Here is a 26277-nt window from a genome sequence, read left to right as displayed (position 1 = left end):
TAAATGATTATTAAATCAGTTGAACTAGAGACAGTTTGTGGAATTACAAGTAAATTGCCGGAGAATGATAAATCAGAGTTTGCATTTGCTGGAAAGTCAAATGTTGGTAAGTCATCCCTTATTAATGGGTTATTAAATAGAAAAAATTTAGCGAGAACTTCGCAAAAACCTGGAAAGACACAGACTATAAATTTTTATAATATTAATGATGAACTTTATTTTGTAGATTTACCAGGTTACGGGTATGCGCAGGTTTCAGAGTCAGTTAAGGCTAAATGGGGAAAGATGGTTGAAAATTATCTTAAGAAGTCTGAGTGCTTAAAGGAAGTTTTACTTCTTATAGATATTAGACATGATCCTTCAAAGAATGATAAGGATATGTATGATTGGATTGTATATAATGGTTATAATCCAATAATTATAGCAACTAAGGCAGATAAGATAAAACGAAGTCAATTACAAAAACAGATTAAGGCTATAAAAGAGGGTCTTAAAGTTAAGCCAGGTACTAAAATTATTCCTTTCTCTGCGGTTACAAAGCAGGGCAGAGATGAGATATGGGATATTATTGAGGGCGCAAATGATAATGAAATATTAGAAAGTGAGAATAGGTAGTGGACTCAGCAACACAGTATAAACTAATAATATTATATATGCTAAACAAAGTTGATTTTCCATTAACTAATGAGCAGATTTCAAATTTCTTTTTAGAAAGAAATTATACGTCATACTTTTCACTTCAGGAATCTATTAATTCATTGATAGATTCAGGATTTGTTAGTATGGATACAAAAAGAAATACATCATACTATCATTTAACAACTGAAGGTGAGCAGACCATAGGTTTCTTTGAAAACAAGATAACTAATGCTATAATAGATGATGTAGATATGTACCTTATAAAGAATAAATATCAGCTTCGTAGCGAAGTTGGTACTATTTCAGATTATTATAGGAGTACAAATGGAGAGTATATAGTACATAATCAGATAAAAGAAGGGGATACGCTTTTGATTGAATTAAATCTTTCAGCACCTAGTAAGGAAATTGCTTCACTTATGTGTAGTAATTGGAAGGAAGCTAGTCAGAAGATTTATGAAACAGCTTTTAGGGAATTAATGAAGAAAAATGAAGGACAGGAAGATACGGAAACTAAGGAGTAATTATGAGAAGAAGAAGAACTAGAATGGTAAAGACAATTTCAAAAAGAATGATTTCTTCAGCTGTAGTAGCATCACTTATTTTCGGTGGATATTGCTTGATTGTAAAGAAAAATGTAGCTTCAAACGATAATAAATATGAAGCAGAAATTGATGTTAGTTCATTGAGTATAGATGCAAATGTTAAGAATTCAGGAAAAAAGATTTTTTCTAATATTGATGATTCAACTTCAGAGACAGAAATTTCCACAGAAGAAGTTAGTGAAGAAACTTATGATGATAATGGACGCGAGCATGATTTGATTGGAAAGAGTGCTATTACAAGTGTTGATGTTATAGAATCAGGCGTTGTAAGAATTACATTTAGCGAGGTTGAAGGCGCAAATGAATACGATATTTATGCGTCAAAAGACAGAAATCAGGAATATAAGTATATTGGTTCTACAAGCGACCTTGAATTTGTTGATGAAAATGCACCTGTTAATAAGTATACATATTATAGAATTAAAGCAAAAGATGATTCAAATACAGGTAAGTTTTCAGATGCAGTTAAAATTTTGCCATTAGGAGTGGCTAAGCATATTGAAACTAGAACAATTAATAGCAAGGGTATTGCAATTAATTGGGAAGATATAAAAGGAGCACATGGATACATAGTTTTAAGAGCGGGCAAAAGCACTGGTACTTATAAAACTATTGCTGATGTAAAGGATTCAAGTTACGTTGATGAGAATGTTGCTAAGGGAAAAGCATATTATTATAAGATTATTGCTTACAGTAACTCATCAGTTATGCAGGGACAGAGCAGTCGAAGCAAGGAAGGCATAGCACTTAGAAATCCTGTGATTAATGAAATCTCTAATGTTGATGGTTCAAAAGAACTTGATGTTAGATGGGAAAAGGTTCGTGGAGCTGATTCTTATATGGTATATAGATTGACAGAAGATAATAGATATAAGGCTATTGCTTCTGTTGATGGAAATAAAAATCATTTTGTTGACAAGGATAGAGAAGGCGGTAAAGTTTATTCATACAGAGTTGTTGCATATGATAAATTCGGTGGTAAGAGTAGTGCTAGTGATGAAGTTAAACAAATGGCAATTGATGCTGATAAGAAGATGGTAGCGCTTACATATGATGATGGTCCAGCGAAATATACACCGTTGGTTTTAGATGCATGTGAGAAATATGATGCTCATGTTACATTCTTTGTTATTGGAAGACAGATAGATGGATTTAGCGATTATATAGTTCGTGAAAATGAATTAGGATGTGAAATTGGAAATCATACATGGGATCATGAATTGTATAAATATCTTTCACATTCAGAAATCGCTCGTGAAGTGGAAAAAGTTGATGAAGCTTTATACGATTTGATTGGTGAAGAAACAACAGTTACAAGACCACCAGGGGGTGGAATTGATTCAAGTGATCTTAAGAGATCTAAACATCCAATTATTCTTTGGGATGTTGATACACTTGACTGGAAGACTAAGAATACTAGAAAGACAGTTAAGGCAGCAATTAAGGGTGCCTACGATGGTGGTATTATCTTAATGCACGATCTTCATGAATCAACAGCCAAGGGTGCTGATGAAATAATGAAAGCATTAAAAGATGATGGATATCAGTTAGTTACTGTATCTGAAATGGCAGCTTATAGAGGCGGTCTTAAGAATGATAAAAAGTATTTCAGCATTGAAAAATAATTAAAGATAATAAAAACTCTCACTTTGATGTGAGAGTTTTTTTATAAAGATTAATTAATTTGTTGGTCGATATTCTAATCTATAAAACTATATTAAATCTTTAACTGCTTTGCAAACAACATCCTTAACCTTAGGATTGAATGGTTCAGGAATTACATAGTCTTCACAAAGTTCATCGTCTGATACAACACTAGCAATAGCTTTAGCAACAGCAAGTTTCATATCTTCTGTAATCTGCTCAGCTCTGCCTTCAAGAGCACCTTTAAAGATACCAGGAAAAGCAATAACATTATTAATCTGGTTAGGGAAGTCTGAACGGCCTGTTCCTATAATTCTAGCACCTGCAGCTTTAGCTTCATCTGGCATAATTTCTGGAACTGGATTAGCCATTGCAAAGATGATGGCATCGTTATTCATAGTCTTAACCATATCCTGTGTAAGAACACCAGGAGCAGAAACACCAATGAATACATCAGCACCTTTAACTGCAACTGACAAATCGCCGTTTAAGTCTTCAGGGTTTGTGATTGCAGCCATTTCTTTCTGAGCCCAGTTAATATGTTCATTAGATGGTGAAAGAATACCATGTCTACCAAGTAATTTAACGTTAGTTGCTTTTACACCATAGTTGATAAGAAGCTTTGCGATTGCTATACCAGCTGCACCAGCACCATTTATAACAACTTTAAGATCTTCCTTTTTCTTATCAACAATTCTTAAAGCATTGATAATACCTGATAATACAACGATTGCAGTACCATGCTGATCATCATGGAATACTGGAATGTTTAATTTTTCTTTTAATTTATTTTCTATTTCAAAACATCTTGGAGCAGATATATCTTCAAGATTGATTCCACCAAATCCAGGTGCAATCATGCAAACTGTATTAACGATTTCGTCAACATCCTGAGTATCAAGACAAATAGGAACTGCATTAACATCACCAAATTCCTTGAATAATACAGCCTTACCTTCCATAACTGGCATAGCAGCCTCTGGGCCAATGTTACCAAGACCTAAAACTGCACTACCATCAGAAACAACTGCAATTGTGTTTGATTTAATAGTGTATTTGTATGCATCCTCAACGTTATCTTTGATTTTAAGACAAGGTGCAGCAACACCAGGAGTATAAGCAAGAGCCAAATCTTCTCTTGATTTTACTGAACACTTAGATGTTGTTTCGATTTTTCCTTGCCACTCTTCGTGTAACAATAATGCTTTTTCATCATTTGTTAATTTATCTGTCATCATCTGTCTCCTTTGGAATTTTTATATTTATGGTATGAAAAATACCTTATATAGAATAACATATAGGAAAAATGTGTCAAGGGTAATATTTTATAAAATATTACATATAAATAAAAAGTTTATAGGAGGAATAGTTAAATTAGCAAATGCCACTAAGAATACTACTGTTGACAGTGGCTGGAAAGTTTATTAAAATAGGCATAGGTAGTTAGTTTTATTAAATAAAAGCACGTTTGTGTAGGATTGGAGAATATATGAAAAAAAAGGAAGCAGGAATGGGTAGCGTGTATTTAATACTTGCAATTTTCATGGTCGCTGTTATAGGTATGGTTGTTTTCTTTAATATGAAAAATAATCTTAATGGTGGATCTACAGTTGAGATTCAGAGTGGCCATATGGTTAAAGGATCTGAGGCATGGGTGAATTTTATGTCGAGAACCAAGATTGGTAGGAAGGAAAGTATTAAGGTAAAGTTTTTAACAGATGGTGGTTCGGTTAGTCACGCAGCTGTTATAAAATACGATAAAGGAAAGTATACATATACAGATAAAAATGGTGATACATATTCTAATAGATATTTATTAGATGTTTCAGGAAGAGAACCAGTTACGGAAAAGAATGTAAGATATATTTGTTTAGCGGATAATGAATATTCTTTTAGTCAGATGGTTTATGGAGAAGCTGAAAAGGGAAAAAGTTCTAAACCATTTATGGTTCTTATGACACTTAGTGTAGAGTCTATGCAACCTGAACAGTAGGAAGCAGGCTCTTAAAATCTTAAAGATTCTGATTATATCAAGTGATAGAAATATCACTTGATATATTTCATATAATAATTCTAATTAATCAATAATAAGTATTGTTATCTAATTTAAAATCAATTTGTTTTCAAAAAATTTAAAAATAAATAAAGAAATAAAATAATCAAAGGTTTATAATATTAGTATACCTCTTATATTATTTATTATTCTAGAAAGGAGTATGTGATTATTCACATTCAAAGTATGAGAGAAAAATTAAAAACACTTCCAGTAAAGGAATTAAGGGAGATAGCTAAGGTAAATATGATTAAGGGGGCAGCTTCTATGAAAAAAGATGATTTGATAGAAGCAATTATTGCTAGTACAAGTTCAAGTGATAATGAGGAAAGTACAAAAATAAAAAATAGTAATGAACCACAGATAAATGATGAAAAGCAATCTCAAATTGCTTGTGAAAAACAAACTAGTAATGAAAATCAGGGTAATGAAGAAATAAAGCAGGGTATATTAGAAGTCCTTGCAGATGGATATGGTTTTATTAGATGTGAAAATTACTTGCCAGGTGAGGAGGATGTATATGTTTCACCTGCGCAGATTAGAAGGTTTAATTTAAAAACAGGTGATATACTTACTGGTAAGGTAAGACCTAAAAGAAATGGTGAAAACTATGGTGGGTTACAGTTTCTAGAAAAGGTTAATGGATATGAAGCAGAACTAGCTAGTAAAAGAAAAGCATTTGAAGACTTAACACCTATTTTTCCAAATGAAAGAATTATACTTGAAAATGAGACAGAGAATACAGCAATGAGAATTGTTGATTTAATAAGTCCTATTGGTAAGGGACAGCGTGGTATGATTGTATCACCACCTAAGGCAGGTAAAACTACTCTATTAAAAGAAGTTGCAAAATCAGTAAAAAGATCTCATCCTGACATGAAGTTGATTATTCTTCTTATTGATGAAAGACCTGAAGAAGTAACAGATATGAAGGAAGCTATAGAAGGTGGCAATGTTGAAGTTATTTATTCAACTTTTGATGAACTTCCTGAACATCATAAGAGAGTTTCAGAGATGGTTATAGAAAGAGCTAAAAGATTAGTTGAGCATGGTGAGGATGTTATGATACTTCTTGATAGTATTACAAGACTTGCAAGAGCATATAACATGACAATTAGTCCAAGTGGTAGAACTTTATCAGGAGGTCTTGATCCAGCAGCTCTTCATATGCCAAAGAGATTTTTTGGTGCAGCTAGGAATATGAGAGAAGGCGGAAGCCTTACAATTCTTGCGACGGCTTTAGTTGATACAGGTAGTAAAATGGATGATGTCGTTTATGAGGAATTTAAGGGAACAGGTAATATGGAACTTGTTTTAGATAGAAAGATATCAGAAAGAAGAGTATTTCCTGCTATTGATATTGCTAAATCAGGAACTAGAAGAGAAGACTTGCTTCTAACAGATCTTGAACTTAATGAAGTTAATAAAATTAGAAAGTCTCTTAATGGAATTAAATCTGAAGAAGCTGCTGAGCGAATAATTGATATATTCCATAAGACAAAGACTAATAGAGGATTCCTTGATTATGTTAGAAAGCATATGATGTAATTTTGGAATTTGTATGTTTTGGTTTTGTAGAGTGAAAAAGGGGATGATGTATAATGAGAAGAAAAAAGAATTTGATTATTAATTTGTTAATAATTGTTTTTACGGCCACATTCTTAATTTCAGGTTTTTACATAGGTCGGTATTACTATACTATTTATAGATCAGAAAAAGCAGTATCAGATTTGAAAAAACTGATTGGAGAAGATGATAAAATTACTGATACAAATCAAATAAATACTGAGCAGAGCGAGGAAAAGAAAGTAGAATTTACTGATATTGATGGCGTTCAGGTTCAGAATAAATTTGTCAAAGTATATAAGAAAAATAAGGATTTTATTGGTTGGCTCACAATTTCAGGTACAAAGATTGACTACCCTGTAATGCATACTCCGAATAATGAAGAATATTATTTAAGAAATGATTTCAAGAAAAATTGGAGTATTGAAGGAACACCATTTGCTGCTGGTAAGTGTGATCCTTTAAAACCATCTGATAACGTTATTATCTATGGACATAATATGAATACGGGTACTCTTTTTGGTGAACTTACAAAGTACGCTGATAAAGGTTTTTATGAGGGTCATAAATATATAGAATTTGATACTATAAAAGAAGATGCATTATATGAGGTTATTGCAACTTTTAAAACGGAAATAGATTATAGTAATAAGAATGCATTTAAGTATTATAATTTCTTTGACGCTAATGATAAAACAGAATTTGATGACTATGTGAAAAAGGCAAAAGAAGCAAGCCCTTATCAGATAGAAACAACAGCAAATTATGGGGATAAATTACTTACACTTTCTACTTGTTCATATCATAAAAATCAAGGTAGATATGTTGTTGTTGCTAAAAGAATTATGGTAAATAATAAACTTATTAATCAGGATAAGGATAAGAAGAAAAAGAAAAAGAAGAAAAAATAGTGTGGGGTTATTATATGACAGGAAATTATGTAATTAAATCAGATAATTTAAGTAAGAAGTTTGGAGATTTTGAGCTTAACCTTACGGAGTTTGGTATTCCGAAAGGTTGTGCTACTGCGCTTGTTGGAGAGAATGGCGCTGGTAAATCCACACTTCTTAATATTTTGTCAGGAATTAGAAGAGATTATAAAGGTAGTTTAACTTATTTTGATAAATATAATAATATTGAGGATAAGGGACTTAGAGATTTGATTGGTTATACAGGTACGGGAATGTATTTTATTCCATCATGGACCGGTAATCAAATAAGGGAATTATCAAAGATAATGTATAAGGATTTTAATGAGGACAAGTTTATGAATATCGCTAGAAGCTTGGATTTGGATTATGATATTTTTATGAAGCCGGCAAAACCAAATTCAAAATTATCCGATGGTAATAAAGTTAAACTTCAGTTAGCATGTGTATTTGCTAGGGATACAAAATTACTTATCATGGATGAACCGGCATCTCCACTTGATCCTCTTATGAGAGATGCATTATCAGAAATGATTAGAAAGTATATTAAAGCAGGACAGGGTGAACGAACTGTTTTCTTTTCGACTCATAATATTTCAGACATGGAGAATGTTACGGATTATATTATGATTATGGAAAAGGGAAAAATTGTTGAACAGGGATATTCAAAAGACATCAAAGAGAAATATAGATTTATTAAGGGAAAGGATGAGGATTTTGATAAAGTATTACCTAATGCCCTTAATTTGATTAGAACTAACGATGGATTTGAAGGTGTTATTTTATCTGAAAATATGGAGCAAATAAAAAATATTAACATTGAAAGTTTTATTCCAACTTTATATCAAATTAGTGTTGCTATTATGAAAGGAAAGAGTAAGATTGTCATTCCTGATTTATAAAGCATATACTTAGGAGTTTTAAGTATATATGGATTTAGAAATAGAAGATAATTAGAGTTGGGGAGATTATATGATTAAAAGTTATAGAAATTATACTCCATTTATATATAGATTAATAATATATGGAATATTACCATTTTCTATATTATCTGGAGAAATTGCGATGATGATTTATAGACCATTTTTGCCTAATACGCATGAGGAAATAGTCGATATGTTTGTTAGGTTTATTTCTATGTGTCCAATTGCAATGGTTTATACGATAGTTGTAGTTGATATTACGGTTTTTAAAGGAATATATAGTAAGGAAAACCGGTATGAAAGTTTTCTTTTAATGTCAGAAAACGGTAAAAAGATTATTGAACAGACGGTTTTAGCTGATGCAATTTGTAAAAACTTATTAATGCTTTTTGTGGGAGGGCTTACAGCAATTATTAGTTATTATGGTTTTCCGCCTATGTATAAAGAAACATCCTTTAGTTTTGCTAATATTTTAAGTCTTGTTATTAATAGTATTTTGTTGATTCAGTTTAGTACTTGGGTTGTTAGACATTTTATGAATTGGGCGCATATGTTATGGATGATGGCATTTTTGTATACAGCTTTAATTCCAATGTTTTTAGGTATTTCAATATCAAGTTGGATTACTTATAAAAATGTATTTTATCAGAGCATTTTTGCATTGGTATTTTCTATAATTAATGTAAGATCAATAAAAAAGAATATACGAAAGAATTGGGCAAAGGATTAATAGTTAATTTAAGGAGTTGGTTTTAATGTATTTAGGAATATATAAGTATGTACCACGCGAAAATTTAAATTATAAATTGGCAATTGTGTTTTACTTATTGGGAGCATTTGGTTTTTTTGATATAAGAGGACGTGGTAGTTTATTCATATGGCCTATGGCTGCTACGGTATTAATATTAAATGGATTTTTAAATATTACAGTGGCAGGTTATGTTTCAGTTTTTCCTGGAATTAAAAAGGCCTCAACAATTGGGATAACTATGATTTGTACATTTGCATATTTAAGTGTGTTTACAGTGTATGTATTATTTAGAGGTATATGTTATGACTATTATAATCTTCCAGCAGATGCTGTGAAGAATGAAGTTATGTATTTCTTAGCATTGATGTTTGCGTATCAGGTGTATATGTGTATAGGCATAAAAAAACCAGTTGTTACTTTCTTTTCGTTAGGAGTAGTTGCAGCAGTTATAACATCAAATAAGGATATAACAGATTACTTGTTAACGCATGGAATGGATGATTTTGTTGAAGAGTTTTCAGTTTATCATTTTGCATTGGTAGGTTATTTTGGTATAATATTAATTGGTATTTTCACTTATGTTGTATTATATTTGACATATAATATACCATATCCAAGAAGGATGTATGATACTGTTAATAAACAAGAAAACATTATAGTTTAATTAATGGTATTTTTATTGAAGTATTAGATATATTTAAACTGGAAGGAAGGACCATGAGTACTGCTAATAAAAAAAGTAATATAAGAAAATCAATATTTGATATGGTTTCTGTAGGTGTTGTTGATAAACCTATAAATCAATTTTATGATATTGTAAGTACGGTGGCGCTTATACTTAATTTGGCTGTTGCTATTCTTTCAACATTTGATCAATATCGTTCTTATAAAGATATATTTATATTGATTGAATCCATAACGATGGCTATATTTGCTATTGATTATGTCTTAAGATTGATATCAGCAAAATATGCTTATCCGATGGAAAGTGAATTAGGAGCAATAAGGAGCTACGTTTTTTCATTCTTTGGATTAGTCGATTTGTTATCATTTTTACCATATTATTTGCCAGTTGTGTTCCCGGCAGGCGCAGTTGCATTTCGTATGATAAGGGTAGTAAGAATATTACGACTTTTTAGAGTTAATGCATATTATGATTCAATTAATGTAATTAGGGATGTTATACTTGCAAAGAAGCAACAGTTATTCTCAAGTATTTTTATAATACTCGTACTTATGATGGGGTCAAGTTTATGTATGTATAGTCTTGAACATGAGGCACAACCAGATGTGTTTGAAAATGCATTTTCTGGATTATGGTGGGCTACATCGACGCTTCTTACAGTTGGATATGGAGATATTTATCCAATCACAACAGCAGGTAAGGCATTTGGAATAATTATAGCTTTCTTAGGCGTTGGTATGGTTGCTATTCCAACTGGTATTATTTCTGCTGGATTCGTTGAACAGTATGGGAAAATAAAAAGAGTTGGTGAATATGCAAGAGAAGAAGATGTTAATTTTATTAATATTAATCTTGTAGAGGGAGATATCCTTATAGGAAAGAAAATAAGTGAAATTACGCTACCTAAGAAAAGCTCAATAGCATTTGTGATAAGAGGAAGAAAAACGGTTATGCCTAATGAAGATGTTGTTCTTGATAAGGGTGATAATATTGTTATAAGTGCTGATGATAAGGATAATGAATACAAATTACAGTTAAGAGAGATTGAGATGTTAGCCAAGCATAGATGGGTTGGACAGATGCTTAAGGATATTGATATTTCAAGACAGACACATGTTGTAATGATTAAACGTGGAGATAATGTCTATAAACCTTCTAGTAAGTTTATTCTTAAAGAAGGGGATAAGATTCTTGTATATTCAAGTATAAAGAACATGAAAGATGATTATGGAGAACTTTATAACTATGAGAGTGATGAGAATCATAATGATGTTGAATAATAAAAATAAATGATATATAATTATAAAGGTTCACTTAAAGTGAACCTTTATAATTATGAGGGTAATAAAAAGAAAGTGAAAAGAAAGGAAAGAAAAATGAAATTAGTCAAGAAATTAGGAATTATTATTACTTCAGTAGCTTTATGTGTTGGAAGTGTTGGTGTTGTAAGTGCTGATGATATTAAAATTCCAGCTAAATTAGAAACACCACATTATTCTTCAACGTATGATGGAGGTTCTGTTTTACTCGAATGGGAACCAGATTTGTCTATTGACGGATATGAAATAGAATATGCATATGCTAGTGGAAAGAAAACAACTGTCAAAGACATAAAAGATGATTGTTATTGTGAAATCCCATGTGAAAAGAATTTTTACAGAGTAAGGGTTAGAGCTTATGTAAAAGATGAAAATGAAAAGAAATATTATGGCGAATGGTCAGATTATGGATATTTTGCAAAAGATTTATCTCATCAGGATGTAGAAACAGAAGGATATGTTGTAAATAAAAAGAAGAAAATTAAAGTTACTTGGAATAAGATAAAAGGTGCTACAAAGTATGAGATATATATGTCTACTGCAGATAGAACAGGTTTTAAAAAAGTAAAAACAGTAAAGAAGAATAAAAATACATTTACAATTACAAAGTTTAGAAAGAAAAAACTAAAAAAAGGACGTACATATTATGTTAGAGTTCGTGCCGTTGCTAAAGTTGGAAATAGAGTGTTAAAAACACCGATGGAAGAAAGTGTACAGGCATACATTTCAACATATTAATTAAAATGAATTAATTAAGCCACCAGAATAATATCTGGTGGCTTTTATAGTATTATTTATTTTGCAATTAAGTTAAGAATTTCATTACTTCTTTCTATGAAAGCAGTCATCTCTGATGGTTCAAGTGGCTTATTCTGAATCATTGCAAGATCAAAGAGCTGTTTTGCAATGAGAGTAGAATTATCACTTTCTGGATTATCTAAGATGTATTTAACAAGTGAGTTATTTGCATTAAGGATTAATGTAAACTGATCTTTCATAGGCATATCCATACCATAGAGATTATACATCTTCATCATATCCTTCATACGTCTGCCTTCTTCAGACATTGTAATCATTGAAGAAATATTTTCATTCTTTAGTTTTTCCGCTTTTACTACTAAGTCTTTATTATCTAATGCTTTCTTAAAGATTTCACTTAATTTTTCATTAGTTTCTTTAAGCTCATCTTCTGATGTTTCTTCCTTAAAGTTATCTGTTACATCAGCATCAATTCTTAAGAACTTAACACCTTCATTACCCTGTTCAAGCATTGAGATAAAAGCTGTATCGATGTTATGATCTAAAACTACGGCATCAAGACCTTCTTCCTTAAACATGTTGATGTACTGGCTCTGCTGATTAACATCATCAACATAGAAGATAGTATTTTCATGTTTTTCCTTATTCTCTTCAAGGGCATCCTTGAATGTAAGGTATTTATCATCAATGTTTTTAAAGAGAACATAGTCTGAAATCTTCTCTTTGAATTTTTCATTTCTAATACAACCATACTTGATGAATGGACTAATGTCATCCCAATATTTTTCATATGATTCTCTATCTGTCTTACACATACCTGAAAGTTTATCAGCAACTTTCTTTGTAATGTAGTCAGAAATCTTTTTAACAAATCCATCGTTCTGAAGAGCTGATCTTGAAACATTAAGTGGAAGATCAGGACAATCAATAACACCCTTAAGAAGCATTAAGAATTCAGGAATAACTTCCTTAATGTTATCAGCAATGAATACCTGGTTGTTATATAGCTTAATAGTACCTTCAACCGATTCATATTCTGTATTGATTTTAGGGAAGTATAAGATACCTTTTAAGTTAAATGGATAATCCATATTTAGATGAATCCAGAATAAAGGTTCCTTAAAATCATTAAATACTTTTCTATAAAAATCAATGTATTCTTCCTTAGTACAATCATTAGGATGCTTGTTCCAAAGTGGATTTACATCATTAACTGCAACAGGTCTCTTTAAAATCTTAGCTTTATTCTTAGCAGGAGAAATCTCCTTAACTTCCTTTGTACCGTCTTCATTTTCAACTTCTTCAGTTTTAGCTTCCTCAACGATTGTTTCAATAACTGTATCAGTATCTAAAACATCAGCTTCATCAATTGTTTCATACTTATCTTCACTATTAGGATTTTCAAGGAAAATTTCAACCGGCATAAATGAGCAGTACTTATCTAAAACTTCTCTAGCTCTGTATTCATTAGCAAATTCTAATGAATCTTCATTTAAGTAAAGAGTAATAGTAGTACCACGTTCAGTTTTATCTGAATCATCCATAGTAAATTCAGTACCACCATCACAATCCCATTTAACAGCCTTAGCACCATCTTTATAAGAAAGCGTTTCAATGGTAACATGGTCAGCAACCATGAAAGCTGAATAGAAACCTAAACCAAAGTGACCGATAATCTGATCATCATTAGCTTTATCTTTATATTTTTCAATAAATGCTTCAGCACCAGAAAAAGCGATTTGGTTAATATATTCTTCAACCTCATCAGCTGTCATACCGATACCGTTATCAACAAATGTTAATGTCTTGTTTTCGGAATCTGCAATAACCTTAACTTGGTATTTATTATCTTCAGGTGCAGTGTATTCACCCATAAGTTCTAACTTTTTTAATTTTGTTATTGCATCACATCCATTAGAAATTAACTCTCTAATAAAAATGTCATGGTCTGAATATAACCATTTTTTAATGATAGGAAATAAGTTTTCACTATTAATTGACAAGCTTCCTTGTTTTGCCATAATTAATCACCTCTTATATTTATTTTCTTTGTTAAATCAAAATTAATTGTGATTATTCTATTAAAAAAATACGTTAAAATAACCACTAAATATAAGTATATCAATATAATTATAAAAGTCAAGCAAAATTTAGCACTCAAAGGCAAAGAGTGCTAACAAATGCGTTTGCTGATGATTGATGATTTATGTAAGCTTATTATATATATTTGATACTAGAAGGTATATTTCTTATATATTTATGTATAGTTTACATATTGACATTTGCAACTCAATATAGTAAATTAGAGTATGCTTTTTTGATGGTAAGCTTCCGTGGCTCAGTTGGTAGAGCAACGCATTCGTAATGCGTGGGTCGCCGGTTCGAGTCCGGCCGGGAGCTTTTAGAAATAAAAAGGTAACAAACATAGTGGAATTAATGACGTTGGATCATTAATAAAGAAGAGTTAGGAGGAAGAAGCTATGGATAAGAAACTTAGAGTAGGTATCCTTGGAGCAACAGGTATGGTAGGACAGAGATTCATTTCTATCTTAGAAAACCATCCTTGGTTTGAAGTAGTTACTGTTGCAGCAAGTCCACGTTCAGCAGGTAAGACATATGAAGAAGCTGTTGGTGACAGATGGAAGATGGATACTCCAATGCCGGAGGCAGTAAAGAAATTAATCGTTGCCAATGTTAATGAAGTAGAGAAAGTTGCTGCAGAAGTTGATTTTGTATTCAGTGCAGTAGACATGTCTAAAGATGAAATTAAGGCAATTGAAGAAGAGTATGCTAAAACAGAAACGCCAGTTGTTTCAAATAACAGCGCTCATAGATGGACACCTGATGTTCCTATGGTAGTACCAGAAATCAACCCAGAACATTTTGAGGTTATTAAATATCAGAGAGAAAGACTTGGCACAAAGAAGGGATTTGTTGCAGTTAAACCTAACTGTTCAATTCAGAGTTATGCACCAGTTCTTACAGCTTGGAAGAAGTTTGAACCAGTTGAAGTTGTTGCTACAACATATCAGGCTATTTCAGGTGCAGGTAAAACATTTAAGGATTGGCCAGAGATGGTTGGAAACATCATTCCATTCATCGGTGGTGAAGAAGAAAAGAGTGAACAGGAACCACTTCGTCTTTGGGGTGAAATCAAAGATGGTGTTATTGTAAAAGCAGATGGTCCTGTTATTACAACACAGTGTATCAGAGTACCAGTTCTTAATGGTCATACAGCTGCAGTATTTGTTAAATTTGCTAAGAAGCCTACAAAGGAAGAACTTATTGAAGCTATGGTTAACTTCAAGGGCATTCCACAGGAACTTAATCTTCCAAGTGCTCCAAAGCAGTTTATCCAGTACTTAGAAGAAGATAACAGACCACAGGTAGCTCTTGATGTAGATTATGAAGGTGGTATGGGCGTATCAGTTGGACGTCTTCGTGAAGACACAGTTTATGATTATAAATTCGTTGGTCTTTCACATAATACACTTAGAGGTGCAGCAGGTGGTGCAGTTCTTTGTGCAGAAACACTTGTAGCTAAGGGATATATTGAAGCAAAATAATTAGATAGTAGTATAATGATACTAAGTGTTATCTGGTTATATAAAAAAGATTTTTAAACCACAGTGAGATCACTGTGGTTTTTTGTTGATAATTATTATTTTCTTTATGTTTTATATAGCAAAAAAGAAAAAAGTGTAGTACAATGTGTAATTAGAAACTGATAGTAATCGTTAAATGGAATCCGCGTATTCACGAGATATATAATAAACAAATATTTTAAGATACCGTAAGAATGATATATATGATTATATTTTATAAATGAATGTATGTTTTGTAGTTTTTTGATGAGGTAATATATTATTTGGTATATGCCTTACATCTTAATAGATGGAGGAAGTAGATGAGTATAAAAAATATAGTTTTTGATGTAGGAGATGTGTTAGTAGATTTTTGTTATAAGAGTTATATGAGAAATTTAGGCTTTGATGAAGAGACAGTTGAATTGTTTACTAAGAACATGATTATGTCTCCGCATTGGAATGAACTTGATATGGGTTTACTTACATATGAAAAAGCTAAAGAAATATTCAAGGATGAAATAAAAAACCACGATGAGGAAATTGACCGATTTTGGGATAATATTGAATACATAGTAGAAGAGTATGATTACGCTGAAGAACTTATTAGGTCAATTAAGTATGCAGGTTATAAGGTATATATACTATCTAATTATCCTGTTGAACTAGCTAATTTACATTGGCCAAAATTTAGATTCTTAAAATATGCCGATGGAAAAATCATATCTGGTTTTGAAAAGGTAGTTAAACCTGATGTAAAAATATATAAATTATTAGAAAGTAAATTTGGTGTTGATCTTTCTGAATGCTTATTTGTTGATGATAGACAGCTTAATATAGATGGAGCGAAAGATGCTGGTATGAAGGCAGTTCTTTTTGAGAATCTTGAGCAGTTAAAAGATGACCTCGCTAGATATATTAATTATGGATGATGAGTTTGCATAATGAAAAATAAGTTATATATGATGAATTATGTATAATTTAAATATAAATATGATGAAATTTTCTTTATCAAAATAAAAATTATAAATGATATATAATATAAAATATTAAGTATAAAAGTAGAAATGATATCAGTAATAGGTATTATTTCTACTTTTTTACTTATATGGAAAAAAGTAGTTTTATATATGTTGAGATTATGTGAAAAATTTAACTCTTTACTTGATAAAAAGTATCACTTATGGTACTATTTAAGATGATTAATTTTAATCCCTAAAAAAACAAAATAAGGAGGATCATATGATTTACTCAACAGAAGTTAAGAATATGTGCCCTGTTCATCAGGGAGTACATCATGGCGCTGCACCTATTCCGGAAGAAGCTAAGTGGGTACAGGCTAAAAAGGTTGAGGACATTTCAGGCTATACACATGGTATTGGCTGGTGTGCACCTCAGCAGGGATGTTGTAAGTTATCCCTTAATGTAAAAGATGGTATTATTCAGGAGGCATTAGTTGAAACAATTGGTTGTTCAGGTATGACACATTCAGCAGCTATGGCTTCAGAAATTTTACCAGGACTTACAGTTTTAGAAGCACTTAATACAGACCTTGTATGTGATGCTATCAATACAGCTATGAGAGAGTTATTCCTTCAGATCGTATATGGTAGAACACAGAGTGCATTCTCAGAAGGTGGTCTTCAGATCGGTGCTGGTCTTGAAGATCTTGGTAAAGGAACTCGTTCAATGGTTGGTACAACATACGGTACACTTGAAAAGGGACCTCGTTACCTTGAACTTACAGATGGTTATATCACAGACGTTGCTCTTGACGAAGACGACGAAATCATTGGATATAAGTATGTAAACTTTGGTAAGATGATGGACTTCATCAAAGCCGGTGATGATGCTAACACAGCTTTAGAAAAAGCAAAAGGTCAGTATGGTCGTGTTGCTGATGCTGCTAGACTCATTGACCCAAGACATGAATAAGGAATAGGAGGAATTTTATTATGGCATTATTTGAATCATATGAAAGAAGAGAGCCTCAGATCCTTGCTTGTCTTAAGGAGTATGGTATCTCATCAATTGAAGAATGTAAAGAAATCACAGAAGCTGCAGGTATCGACGTTTATAACTTAATCGAAGGTATTCAGCCTATCTGTTTTGAAAATGCAAAGTGGGCTTACACAGTAGGTGCTGCTATTGCTATAAAGAAGAATTGTAGAAAAGCAGCTGATGCTGCAGCTGCAATCGGCGAAGGCCTTCAGGCTTTCTGTATTCCAGGATCAGTTGCTGATACACGTAAGGTTGGTCTTGGACATGGTAACCTTGGTAAGATGCTTCTTGAAGAAGACACAGAATGTTTCGCATTCCTTGCTGGACACGAATCATTTGCTGCAGCTGAAGGTGCTATTGGTATCGCAGAAAAAGCTAATAAGGTTCGTCAGAAACCTCTTAGAGTTATCCTTAACGGTCTTGGTAAGGATGCTGCTCAGATTATTTCACGTATCAATGGATTCACATTCGTTGAAACAGAATATGATCCATATACAAATACAGTAAAAGAAGTATCACGTAAGTGTTACTCAAAAGATGCTGATTCTCCACGTGCTAAGGTTAACTGCTATGGTGCTAACTCAGTTCCAGAAGGCGTTGCAATCATGTGGAAGGAAAACGTTGACGTATCTATCACAGGTAACTCAACTAACCCTACAAGATTCCAGCATCCAGTAGCAGGTACATATAAGAAAGAAAGACTTGAAGAAGGTAAGAAGTACTTCTCAGTAGCATCAGGTGGTGGTACAGGACGTACACTTCATCCAGATAACATGGCAGCTGGTCCTGCTTCATATGGTATGACAGATACACTTGGTCGTATGCATAGTGATGCACAGTTCGCTGGTTCTTCATCAGTTCCTGCTCACGTAGAAATGATGGGTCTTATCGGTGCTGGTAACAACCCAATGGTTGGTATGACAGTATCAACAGCTGTTTCTATTGAAGAAGCTGCAAAAGCTGGCAAATTCTAATAATTTTAATTAGATATATTGTTATGATTATAAACCTATACTCTCGTTTGGGAGTATAGGTTTTTTTATATTTGAATTCGTACAATTATATTAAATTATATCAAATTATATTTTAACTGGTATATTATAATAGTAAGAATGGAGAAAGGGGAAATATAATATGAATAAAAGAAATCCATTTGCTCTTAATTTTGGTAAAATACCAAGTAAATACAAATTTATCAATGCCTGAAAATAGGTGTTTTTAAGATGAAATTTTATAAAATATAAAGTTAAAAGTTATTATCTATGTTATAATATTTAAGGCAAATAATGATTTGAAAATGATAGTAGGAGGAAATATGGCTTGTAAGGATATTATGACTAAAGAAGAAGTATTAAATGAATGGAAAAATAAACGAATAATAAAAGAAAGAAATAGCCATGTCGTATGGAATTGGACACAATGTTTATTAATGCTTTTTTGCATATTTAATTTTATTGTTTCAGAGAATAAGTTTGCTTTTGGAATCATGACTATTTTAACAATTTCAGAAGTATTGGAAAAGTATTTATACTATAAAGAAACAAAAGATAAGAGTGTGATAAAAGAAGTAATAAGTTTAGTAATTATGGCATTAAGTTTATTATTTCTGACGATGGGTGAATACATGGGAAAATAGATTAATAAATATAATGTTTGTTGATAAAAGGAGATTTTATTGTGTCATTTTTAAGTAATTTATTTAAGACAGAAAAGTCTGAATTAACAGAAGAACAAAAAGAAAGAAATAAGCAGATTAATAAGAAAATAAAACATCTAAAATCTATAAAACATCTTAATTATAATGAGAAAGATTTATCTGGTGTTGAGATTGAAAACTCTTATTTTGGAAATGGAATACTGATAAAGGATTCAAGTTCTGAAAATCCTTATTATATAGATGTAGTTTGTGGATTTGATAATAAGTCATTCGGTAAGAAAGATGCTACCCCTTATGACAGGTATGAGTTTCTTGTGAAAGAAGATAATTTAGACTATGTTCTTGCCTCTTTGGAAAAGATTTATAGAAATGATAATCAAATAATGGAAGCATGTTATAACATAATATATAATGATTTCATAGAGTTCTTTGAAGATTATAGTGAAGAAAGTCTAAAGGAAGAATTTAGTTTGGACTATTTAAAAGAAAACTGGTATGTTGTAGGTGTATCTATATATGATGATCATATAGATATTTTTATTGGTATTGATGCTATGGAAAACCCGGAACCTCTCATAGATTTTGATATTATTGTAACTGTTGAATTTAGTACGCAAGAACCAAGCGTTTCATTTAATTCAGTTTGCTAGAAATTATTCTCGGAAGCTAACTTGGCAAAAATAGAAATTTATATAAGTAAGACAAAAAATTTAATAAACCTGGCCTTTGGGTCAGGTTTATTAATATGTAAAGGAATTAAGCAAATACTTATTTTTTACTATTCAGTAGAGTAGAAGGCGTTGTTTTGGGATTGAAAGGAAGTAAATTTTTTGTGCTTAAATATATTATGTGGTAAAATGGGTGTGATGTAAGGTTAAATTTCAGTTAAATGTACGTGAGGCGAATAATAATGGTATTAAAGAAGAATTACAAAAAAACACAGCTTGCATGCTATTTGGGATTTGTAACGCAGGCTATATGTGCTAATTATGTCCCGTTGTTGTTTATAACATTTCACAATGCCTATGATATATCTTTTGGGATGCTTGCGCTTATATCATCATGTTTCTTTGTTACTCAGTTGATAGTTGATTTCTTATGTGCTGGAATAGTAGAAAAATTGGGATACAGAGTATGCATCATAGCAGCAGAGATCACTTCAGGGCTAGGTCTTGCAGGATTAGCGTTCCTACCTGATTTATTACCGGTACCATTTTATGGAATACTTGGATGCGTCATTATTTATGCTATAGGGAGTGGTTTGACAGAGGTGCTTGCAAGTCCAATCATAGAAGCATGCCCCTTTGAGAATAAGGATTCTATGATGAGTCTTTTGCACTCCTTTTACTGTTGGGGATGGGTTGGTGTTGTACTTTGCTCTACAATTTTTTTTACTGTCTTTGGTATAGAACATTGGAGAATAATGGCACTTATATGGTCAATTATACCATTTTATAATATTTACAATTTTGCAACCTGTCCAATAGAACCATTGGTTGAAGATGGCAAAAGTATGACAATGCTTGAACTCTTCAAAACAAAAGTGTTTTGGGTTTTTATTGTTTTGATGGTTTGTGCTGGTTCATCAGAAATAGCGATGGGTCAGTGGGCATCGGCTTTTGCTGAATCAGCATTGCATGTCTCCAAAACAGTTGGCGATTTGGCTGGCCCTTGTGGTTTTGCAGTATGCATGGGGATTAGCAGATTGCTTTATGGGAAATTTGGTGAAAAAGTTGATTTGACTATATTTATGGTGGCTTCAGGAGTAATGTGTCTGGTTTGTTACCTGGTTGCAGGATTATCAGGGGCTCCGTTGGCGGGATTAATAGGTTGTGCTTTGTGCGGATTTTCTGTAGGCATTATGTGGCCCGGCTCCATCAGTATTTCATCTCAGATACTTCCTACGGGTGGTACAGCAATGTTTGCTCTTCTTGCTTTGGCAGGAGATTTAGGTGGAGCTGTAGGGCCTGCAATCATTGGTAATGTTTCTCAGAAAGCAGCAAATAATCTGCAGGTAGGGGTTTTAGCAGGAATCGGTTTTCCTATTGTTTTGGTAATCTCGGTTCTGTATGTTCGAAAAAAGTATAGGTAGTAAATTATTCAAATTTAAGCTTCGCCGGGTTGATGTGATGGTAATAGAAGAAGAGTAATCATGGAAGGGATTGTAAATATTTATTTTCAATCGTATAAATGTCTAGAAGCAAGGAGGTTTATTATTTGATTAAAATAGAATTATTATCAGAAAAGAATTTCTCTATAAATTCATTGGATTCATATAACAGAAAACAGGATGTAAATAAGGTATATCGCAGAATTGACGGGGAATATATATTGATTGAATGCAAATATACCGAAGATTGGGATCTAAATAAAAAACGTTCAGTAGCCAAGCAAATAAGCAGTGATGAATATATTACATACATTGCATTAGATAATGATAGAGTTGTTGGTTTTATAGGACTATTAAAACAGCTAAAAGGTCGATATATGATTCTTGATATGATGCAGGTATCTTCTGAATGTAGAGGTCTAGGCATCGGCAGACGATTATTTGAAGTAGGAAAAGATGAAGCAAGAAAAAATGGTGCGGAAGCTTTGTACATATCTGCTTGCTCTTCAGAGGAGACGATTGCGTTTTACAGAGTGATGGGGAGTGATTTGACAGTTAACCCAATAAAAGAAATTGCTGAAGAAGAACCATTTGACCTTCAGATGATGTGCCCTGTGTAAGATTAATTACAGTAAAACTGATTAAGACAAATCGGTGTTTGTGAAGTGTTTCCACATTTTGGAAGGACACCACAGTTTAAGATTAATGAGGTTGAAGACGGAAAAGTAAAGACTTCACAGGTGATTGATACAAGAGAAACAGAGCATGGTGGATGTCATTAATGAGAGGAACGAAAATATATGACAAATGATTTTATATTAAGAGAGGCACATTTAGAAGATGCTGTAAAATTGGTGGAGATATACTCATATTATGTACTAAATACTTCAGTTTCATTTGAATATACAGTACCAACAATTGAAGAATTTGAAGATAGAATAAGCAAAATTGTTGAAAAATATCCTTATCTGGTATGTGAAGTAAACAATAAAATTGTTGGCTATGCATATGCGAGTGCATATAGTGTTCGAGATGCATATGCTTGGACTGTTACGACTTCAATATATCTAGATAAGGATTATAGAAGACAAGGGATAGGTACTGCTCTTTATGAAAAATTGGAAAACAGACTTCGTGAGCAGGGGATAGTGAACATATTAGCTGGTGTGGCATATTGTGAAAAGGAAGATGAGTATTTATCTCATGACAGTTTCAAATTCCATTCAAAGATGGGATTTACTAAGGTTGCGCACATGGAATCTATTGGAAAAAAGTTTGACAGATGGTATGATCTTTTATGGATGCAAAAGAAACTTTAACATACTATAGTGGAGAAGATGAATTTATTAGTTAGGATGATAGGAGTTTTATAATGAGTTCAGAAGAGAAAAAGCACAAGAGAAGGGTACATTATTCTGGAAAGTATCCTAAGAAGTTTGAAGAAAAATATAAGGAACACAGTCCTGAAAAATACAAGGATATTGTTGATCATGTTATAGCTAAAGGATCCACACCGGCAGGTATGCATATATCTATTATGGTTCGAGAAATTTTGGATTTTCTTCAGATTAAGCCGGGGCAGAGAGGATTGGATTGTACTCTTGGTTATGGTGGGCACACAAGAAAGATGCTTGAGTGTTTGCAGGGAGAAGGATGTATCTATGGATTAGATGTGGATCCTATCGAGTCAGAGAAAACGGTGGCAAGGCTAAGGAATTCTGGATATGGTGAAGATTCCTTTAAGTTCAGACTAATCAACTTTGCAAATATAGATAAGGTATCTGAAGAAGCGGGCAAGTTTGATTTTGTCCTCGCAGACCTGGGAGTGTCATCTATGCAGATAGATAATCCGGAGAGAGGTTTCTCGTATAAGATTGATGGACCGTTAGATTTGAGATTGGATCCTGAACATGGTGAATCGGCAGCTGAAAGATTACGTAATGTAACCAAAGATGAATTTATCGGTATGCTTATAGAGAATTCTGATGAGCCATATGCCGAGGAGATAGCGAATAAGGTGTTTAGTCTTATGAAGAAGGGTAATCCTATGAATACAACCACCGAACTTAGACATGCCATAGAAGATGCACTGTGGAAACTTCCGAAGGATGAGAAAGATCAGGCAGTAAAGAAGAGTTGTGCTAGAGTATTTCAAGCTCTTAGAATAGATGTTAATAGTGAGTTTGAAGTATTATATTCATTCCTTGAAAAACTACCGAATGTACTTGAGTCTGGCGGAAGAGTTGCAATACTTACATTTCACTCAGGTGAAGACCGTCTCGTTAAGAAAGCATTTAAGAAACTCTATAAAGAAGGTTCCTTTAGTGATATCTCTACGGATGTTATTAGACCTTCGGCAGAGGAATGTCATATCAATCCTAGAAGTAAATCTACAAAGATGAGGTGGGCAATTAAAGCATAACTATATTAAATAACCCATTTATAAGGCAGTGCCGGAGAGTGGGTTGAATGGATAGTGCTTAAGACTAAATTCCTAGAAGTTTTGCTGGAAAATACACTTGGTGCAGAGCAGACAAAGTTATATATATGAGTACTTTTAGATTAATTGATGAATTTATCAATGGTGGAGAATCAGGTAAAGGACGTATTATTTTTATTGGATAGAGAGTCTTTTCAAAAGCCAGAATAATTTGCAAAGAAGTTAGGAATAAATGATTGAGAAAAAAATGAAATGATGAGGTTATATTTATGCAGGATCAATTTTCTAGAACACAGTTATTACTTGGAAAAGATAATATGGACATTTTGAAAAAAAGCAGAGTGGCTATATTTGGAGTAGGTGGTGTTGGTGGTTATACAGTAGAAGCACTTGCAAGGAGTGGAGTTGGTACATTTGATTTAATTGATGATGATAGAGTTTGTCTTACCAATGTAAACAGACAGATTATTGCAACTGTAAAAACAGTAGGACAGTATAAGGTCGATGTTGCAAAAGAAAGAATACTTTCTATTAATCCTAAAGCTGTGGTTAATACATATAAGACATTTTATCTTCCAGAAACAGCAAATCAGTTTGACTTTAAAGATTATGATTATGTTGTTGATGCTATTGATACTGTCACAGGTAAAATACAGTTAGTTTTAGCAGCGCAAGAAGCAGGTGTACCGATTATAAGTTCTATGGGAGCAGGTAACAAATTAGATGCTACAGCATTTGAAGTCGCAGATATTTATAAAACATCGATTTGTCCTCTTGCTAAGGTTATGAGAAGAGAATTGAAAAAACGAGGTGTTAAAAAACTTAAGGTCGTTTATTCAAAAGAAAAGGCAATGACTCCTATAGATGATCCAACTATAAGTTGTAGAACTAATTGCATATGTCCACCGGATGCAGCAAGAACTTGTCTTGAAAGAAGACAGATTCCTGGAAGCATATCATTTGTTCCTTCTGTTGTTGGACTTATTATAGGTGGTGAGGTTATAAAGGATCTTACTGGATTGAATTAGAATTATATAAAATGAAAAAATAAATAAAAATGACAGAGGCATATCAAGATAAACCTCTGCCATTTTTATTTATTATCTTATTTTATCTGGATGAAGTTCGTAATAATGTTTTTTATCTTCATACATGCGTTCATCTGCTATTCTAAGTGCATCTTTAATGTTTCTATTATCCTCTGTGAAACTAGAACCAATTGAAAAGCAAACACCGTATCTTTCAGAAACTACGCTTAAATCTTCAACATCCTGTCGTATTTTTTCTTCATTGATGTTAGTAAGAATAACTGTAAATTCGTCACCACCTGCACGAAAGATATTTTTGGTATTAAATACTTCTTCAAGCGCGCGTGCGGCGTTTTTTAAAAGATTATCTCCAGCTGTATGACCTTGTTGGTCGTTAACTGTTTTAAGGCCATTAAGATCTGTGAAAATAACACCGACGGAGGTAATGTTTGTATCTTCGGCATATATTTTATCGATAAGATTATTCATCTCATTTCGATTCATAACACCAGTAAGCATATCTTTTGAACTGAGAATTTTTAGCCTGTCCATAAGAAGATAGCTATTAATTTCTGAACCAAGAATAAATGTTGTTGTTTCAAGAGTTTCTTTTATCTTTGGTGCTTTCTCAGGATCAAAGTTTATAGCCCATATGTAACCTAAAAGTTCTTCACCAAATTTTAGTGGAAAGAGAACTATTCGTTTAACGCGAGCAGCTGAGAGTGATTCGTACCATATTGGACTACGCTCTTTAACAACATCCATATCCTGATCATTTTTAGCAATAACACAGTTGCTTCCAGCTATTACATCTTTCCAAGTTTCTGTAATATCATAAAACTTATCATCAAGGTAGTTCTCCATTGGAATAAGATCCGTGTTGTCAGAAAATGATTCACAAAGAACAGAACATTTTCTTTCAAAGTGATCTAGTAAAAGTATACAGCAGTGTTCAGCATCGCAGAGTTCTCGTATGTCTTTAATTACTTCAGCCATGGAAGACTTAAAGTCTTTTCCAATACGAAGTTTTAGACTGGTTTCAAGAACCGCAGTTGCTATATCTGTAGAAATATTGGATAATCGTTTTGAATCTGCTTCAAAGTTAATCTCCATAGTATATGTACAATATTTAAGATTTCCTTCTTCGTATGCAACTGGGAGAAATGTCATATTAAATAATACTCCTGGCATTCTATCAGGCTTTACATATGAGTGAAGACATTTTCTTTCTACAGCAGCCCTGTAACTGTAATCTTCAAAATTTAAATCACGTGTTAGATAATTTGTATATTCCGAATTTGGAATAAATTTTTTAACTAGCATTTCTACACCTGGTGCAGGATTTTCAATAGATGAAATATATGCATCATTTCCGTCAACTATACGAATTTTACCATATCGACCATCTCCTAGGTCTTCAACAGAAATAACGCAGGTCATGGCACCAAAGCCATTACAAAATTGTCTAAAATCCATATATATACTCCTCCGCTTTTTGTAATAAGTAAAAACAAAATATACCTAAAAGTATTTTATCATACAATAAAGATAAAAAAAACAAATTTAAGCCATTTTTTTGGAAAA

At 32.5% G+C, this 26277-nt stretch carries 26 protein-coding genes and 1 tRNA gene; 24 read left to right on the top strand and 3 right to left on the bottom strand.

The window, feature by feature from the left end:
* Window positions 1-3 precede the first annotated feature (3 nt).
* From yihA to B5D16_RS08025, 3 genes are read left to right on the top strand one after another with little or no spacing between them, the layout of a single operon-like run.
* On the top strand, window positions 4-615 hold the full coding sequence (yihA, locus tag B5D16_RS08035) for a ribosome biogenesis GTP-binding protein YihA/YsxC (protein ID WP_078766472.1): 612 nt from the start codon (window positions 4-6) through the stop codon (window positions 613-615).
* A complete protein-coding gene (locus B5D16_RS08030) occupies window positions 615-1163 on the top strand; it encodes a DUF4364 family protein (RefSeq protein ID WP_278286376.1) in 549 nt (182 codons plus the stop codon). The genes yihA and B5D16_RS08030 overlap by 1 nt, the downstream gene beginning before the upstream one ends.
* 2 nt (window positions 1164-1165) lie before the next feature.
* Window positions 1166-2869 carry a polysaccharide deacetylase family protein gene (locus B5D16_RS08025; RefSeq protein WP_078766471.1) on the top strand — a complete coding sequence of 568 codons (1704 nt, stop codon included), beginning with the start codon at window positions 1166-1168 and terminating at the stop codon, window positions 2867-2869.
* An 87-nt stretch (window positions 2870-2956) separates the two neighbouring features.
* Here the strand turns inward: B5D16_RS08025 and B5D16_RS08020 are convergent, their stop codons facing one another.
* Window positions 2957-4123 (bottom strand): NAD(P)-dependent malic enzyme, encoded by a 1167-nt coding sequence (locus B5D16_RS08020; protein ID WP_078766470.1) that lies wholly within the window; start codon window positions 4121-4123, stop codon window positions 2957-2959.
* 254 nt (window positions 4124-4377) lie between these two features.
* Here B5D16_RS08020 and B5D16_RS08015 point away from each other — a divergent pair, with 254 nt between their 5' ends.
* The 8 genes from B5D16_RS08015 to B5D16_RS07980 all read left to right on the top strand — a co-directional run bounded on the left by B5D16_RS08015 (window position 4378) and on the right by B5D16_RS07980 (window position 11852).
* A complete protein-coding gene (locus B5D16_RS08015) occupies window positions 4378-4881 on the top strand; it encodes a hypothetical protein (protein WP_078766469.1) in 504 nt (167 codons plus the stop codon).
* A 246-nt stretch (window positions 4882-5127) separates the two neighbouring features.
* Entirely contained in the window at window positions 5128-6489 is a 1362-nt protein-coding gene (rho, locus tag B5D16_RS08010; RefSeq protein ID WP_078766468.1) for a transcription termination factor Rho, read from the top strand.
* Window positions 6490-6542: 53 nt separating this feature from the next.
* Complete coding sequence (locus B5D16_RS08005) at window positions 6543-7418, top strand: class B sortase (RefSeq protein ID WP_078766467.1); 876 nt, start codon at window positions 6543-6545, stop codon at window positions 7416-7418.
* 14 nt (window positions 7419-7432) lie between these two features.
* The gene (locus B5D16_RS08000; protein WP_078766466.1) at window positions 7433-8338 is read left to right on the top strand and encodes an ATP-binding cassette domain-containing protein; all 906 of its coding nucleotides are present in this window, start codon (window positions 7433-7435) and stop codon (window positions 8336-8338) included.
* A gap of 70 nt (window positions 8339-8408) precedes the next feature.
* Entirely contained in the window at window positions 8409-9089 is a 681-nt protein-coding gene (locus tag B5D16_RS07995; protein WP_078766465.1) for a hypothetical protein, read from the top strand.
* A gap of 25 nt (window positions 9090-9114) precedes the next feature.
* Window positions 9115-9774: a hypothetical protein gene (locus tag B5D16_RS07990; protein WP_078766464.1), complete on the top strand. Its 660-nt coding sequence runs from the start codon at window positions 9115-9117 to the stop codon at window positions 9772-9774.
* Window positions 9775-9827: 53 nt separating this feature from the next.
* Window positions 9828-11075, top strand: coding sequence for an ion transporter (locus B5D16_RS07985; RefSeq protein WP_078766463.1), 1248 nt, complete (start codon window positions 9828-9830; stop codon window positions 11073-11075).
* A gap of 96 nt (window positions 11076-11171) precedes the next feature.
* Complete coding sequence (locus tag B5D16_RS07980; protein ID WP_143405083.1) at window positions 11172-11852, top strand: fibronectin type III domain-containing protein; 681 nt, start codon at window positions 11172-11174, stop codon at window positions 11850-11852.
* Window positions 11853-11908: 56 nt separating this feature from the next.
* On the opposite strand, the gene htpG is transcribed toward B5D16_RS07980, so the two are convergent.
* Complete coding sequence (gene htpG, locus B5D16_RS07975) at window positions 11909-13894, bottom strand: molecular chaperone HtpG (protein ID WP_078766461.1); 1986 nt, start codon at window positions 13892-13894, stop codon at window positions 11909-11911.
* Between the two features lie 306 nt (window positions 13895-14200).
* Between htpG and B5D16_RS07970 the strand changes: the two genes are divergently transcribed.
* The 13 genes from B5D16_RS07970 to B5D16_RS07915 all read left to right on the top strand — a co-directional run bounded on the left by B5D16_RS07970 (window position 14201) and on the right by B5D16_RS07915 (window position 24693).
* A tRNA-Thr gene (locus tag B5D16_RS07970) sits at window positions 14201-14273 on the top strand.
* 80 nt (window positions 14274-14353) lie between these two features.
* Window positions 14354-15439, top strand: coding sequence for an aspartate-semialdehyde dehydrogenase (gene asd, locus B5D16_RS07965; RefSeq protein ID WP_078766460.1), 1086 nt, complete (start codon window positions 14354-14356; stop codon window positions 15437-15439).
* A gap of 341 nt (window positions 15440-15780) precedes the next feature.
* Window positions 15781-16389, top strand: a complete 609-nt coding sequence (locus B5D16_RS07960) for an HAD family hydrolase (protein ID WP_078766459.1) — start codon at window positions 15781-15783, stop codon at window positions 16387-16389.
* Window positions 16390-16699: 310 nt separating this feature from the next.
* Window positions 16700-17392, top strand: coding sequence for an iron-sulfur cluster assembly scaffold protein (locus B5D16_RS07955; RefSeq protein WP_078766458.1), 693 nt, complete (start codon window positions 16700-16702; stop codon window positions 17390-17392).
* 20 nt (window positions 17393-17412) lie between these two features.
* On the top strand, window positions 17413-18432 hold the full coding sequence (locus tag B5D16_RS07950) for a GGGtGRT protein (protein ID WP_078766457.1): 1020 nt from the start codon (window positions 17413-17415) through the stop codon (window positions 18430-18432).
* Between the two features lie 341 nt (window positions 18433-18773).
* Entirely contained in the window at window positions 18774-19094 is a 321-nt protein-coding gene (locus B5D16_RS07945) for a hypothetical protein (protein ID WP_078766456.1), read from the top strand.
* A 41-nt stretch (window positions 19095-19135) separates the two neighbouring features.
* A complete protein-coding gene (locus B5D16_RS07940) occupies window positions 19136-19765 on the top strand; it encodes a hypothetical protein (RefSeq protein WP_078766455.1) in 630 nt (209 codons plus the stop codon).
* Between the two features lie 260 nt (window positions 19766-20025).
* Window positions 20026-21207: an MFS transporter gene (locus B5D16_RS07935; RefSeq protein WP_078766454.1), complete on the top strand. Its 1182-nt coding sequence runs from the start codon at window positions 20026-20028 to the stop codon at window positions 21205-21207.
* 125 nt (window positions 21208-21332) lie between these two features.
* On the top strand, window positions 21333-21845 hold the full coding sequence (locus tag B5D16_RS07930) for a GNAT family N-acetyltransferase (RefSeq protein ID WP_242943019.1): 513 nt from the start codon (window positions 21333-21335) through the stop codon (window positions 21843-21845).
* A gap of 45 nt (window positions 21846-21890) precedes the next feature.
* Window positions 21891-22007 carry a NifB/NifX family molybdenum-iron cluster-binding protein gene (locus B5D16_RS12400; protein ID WP_242943018.1) on the top strand — a complete coding sequence of 39 codons (117 nt, stop codon included), beginning with the start codon at window positions 21891-21893 and terminating at the stop codon, window positions 22005-22007.
* 18 nt (window positions 22008-22025) lie between these two features.
* Window positions 22026-22544 (top strand): GNAT family N-acetyltransferase, encoded by a 519-nt coding sequence (locus B5D16_RS07925; RefSeq protein ID WP_078766452.1) that lies wholly within the window; start codon window positions 22026-22028, stop codon window positions 22542-22544.
* 53 nt (window positions 22545-22597) lie between these two features.
* Window positions 22598-23647, top strand: a complete 1050-nt coding sequence (rsmH, locus tag B5D16_RS07920; RefSeq protein ID WP_078766451.1) for a 16S rRNA (cytosine(1402)-N(4))-methyltransferase RsmH — start codon at window positions 22598-22600, stop codon at window positions 23645-23647.
* 287 nt (window positions 23648-23934) lie between these two features.
* Entirely contained in the window at window positions 23935-24693 is a 759-nt protein-coding gene (locus tag B5D16_RS07915; protein ID WP_078766450.1) for a tRNA threonylcarbamoyladenosine dehydratase, read from the top strand.
* Between the two features lie 72 nt (window positions 24694-24765).
* Here B5D16_RS07915 and B5D16_RS07910 read toward each other — a convergent pair whose 3' ends face one another.
* Entirely contained in the window at window positions 24766-26169 is a 1404-nt protein-coding gene (locus tag B5D16_RS07910; RefSeq protein ID WP_078766449.1) for a GGDEF domain-containing protein, read from the bottom strand.
* Window positions 26170-26277: the final 108 nt, after the last annotated feature.

Source organism: Eubacterium uniforme (assembly GCF_900167115.1).
In the GTDB taxonomy this organism is placed as follows: domain Bacteria; phylum Bacillota; class Clostridia; order Lachnospirales; family Lachnospiraceae; genus Eubacterium_S; species Eubacterium_S uniforme.
The sequence above is the reverse complement of the archived record's forward strand: the minus strand, read 5'-3'. Positions and strand labels throughout refer to the sequence as shown.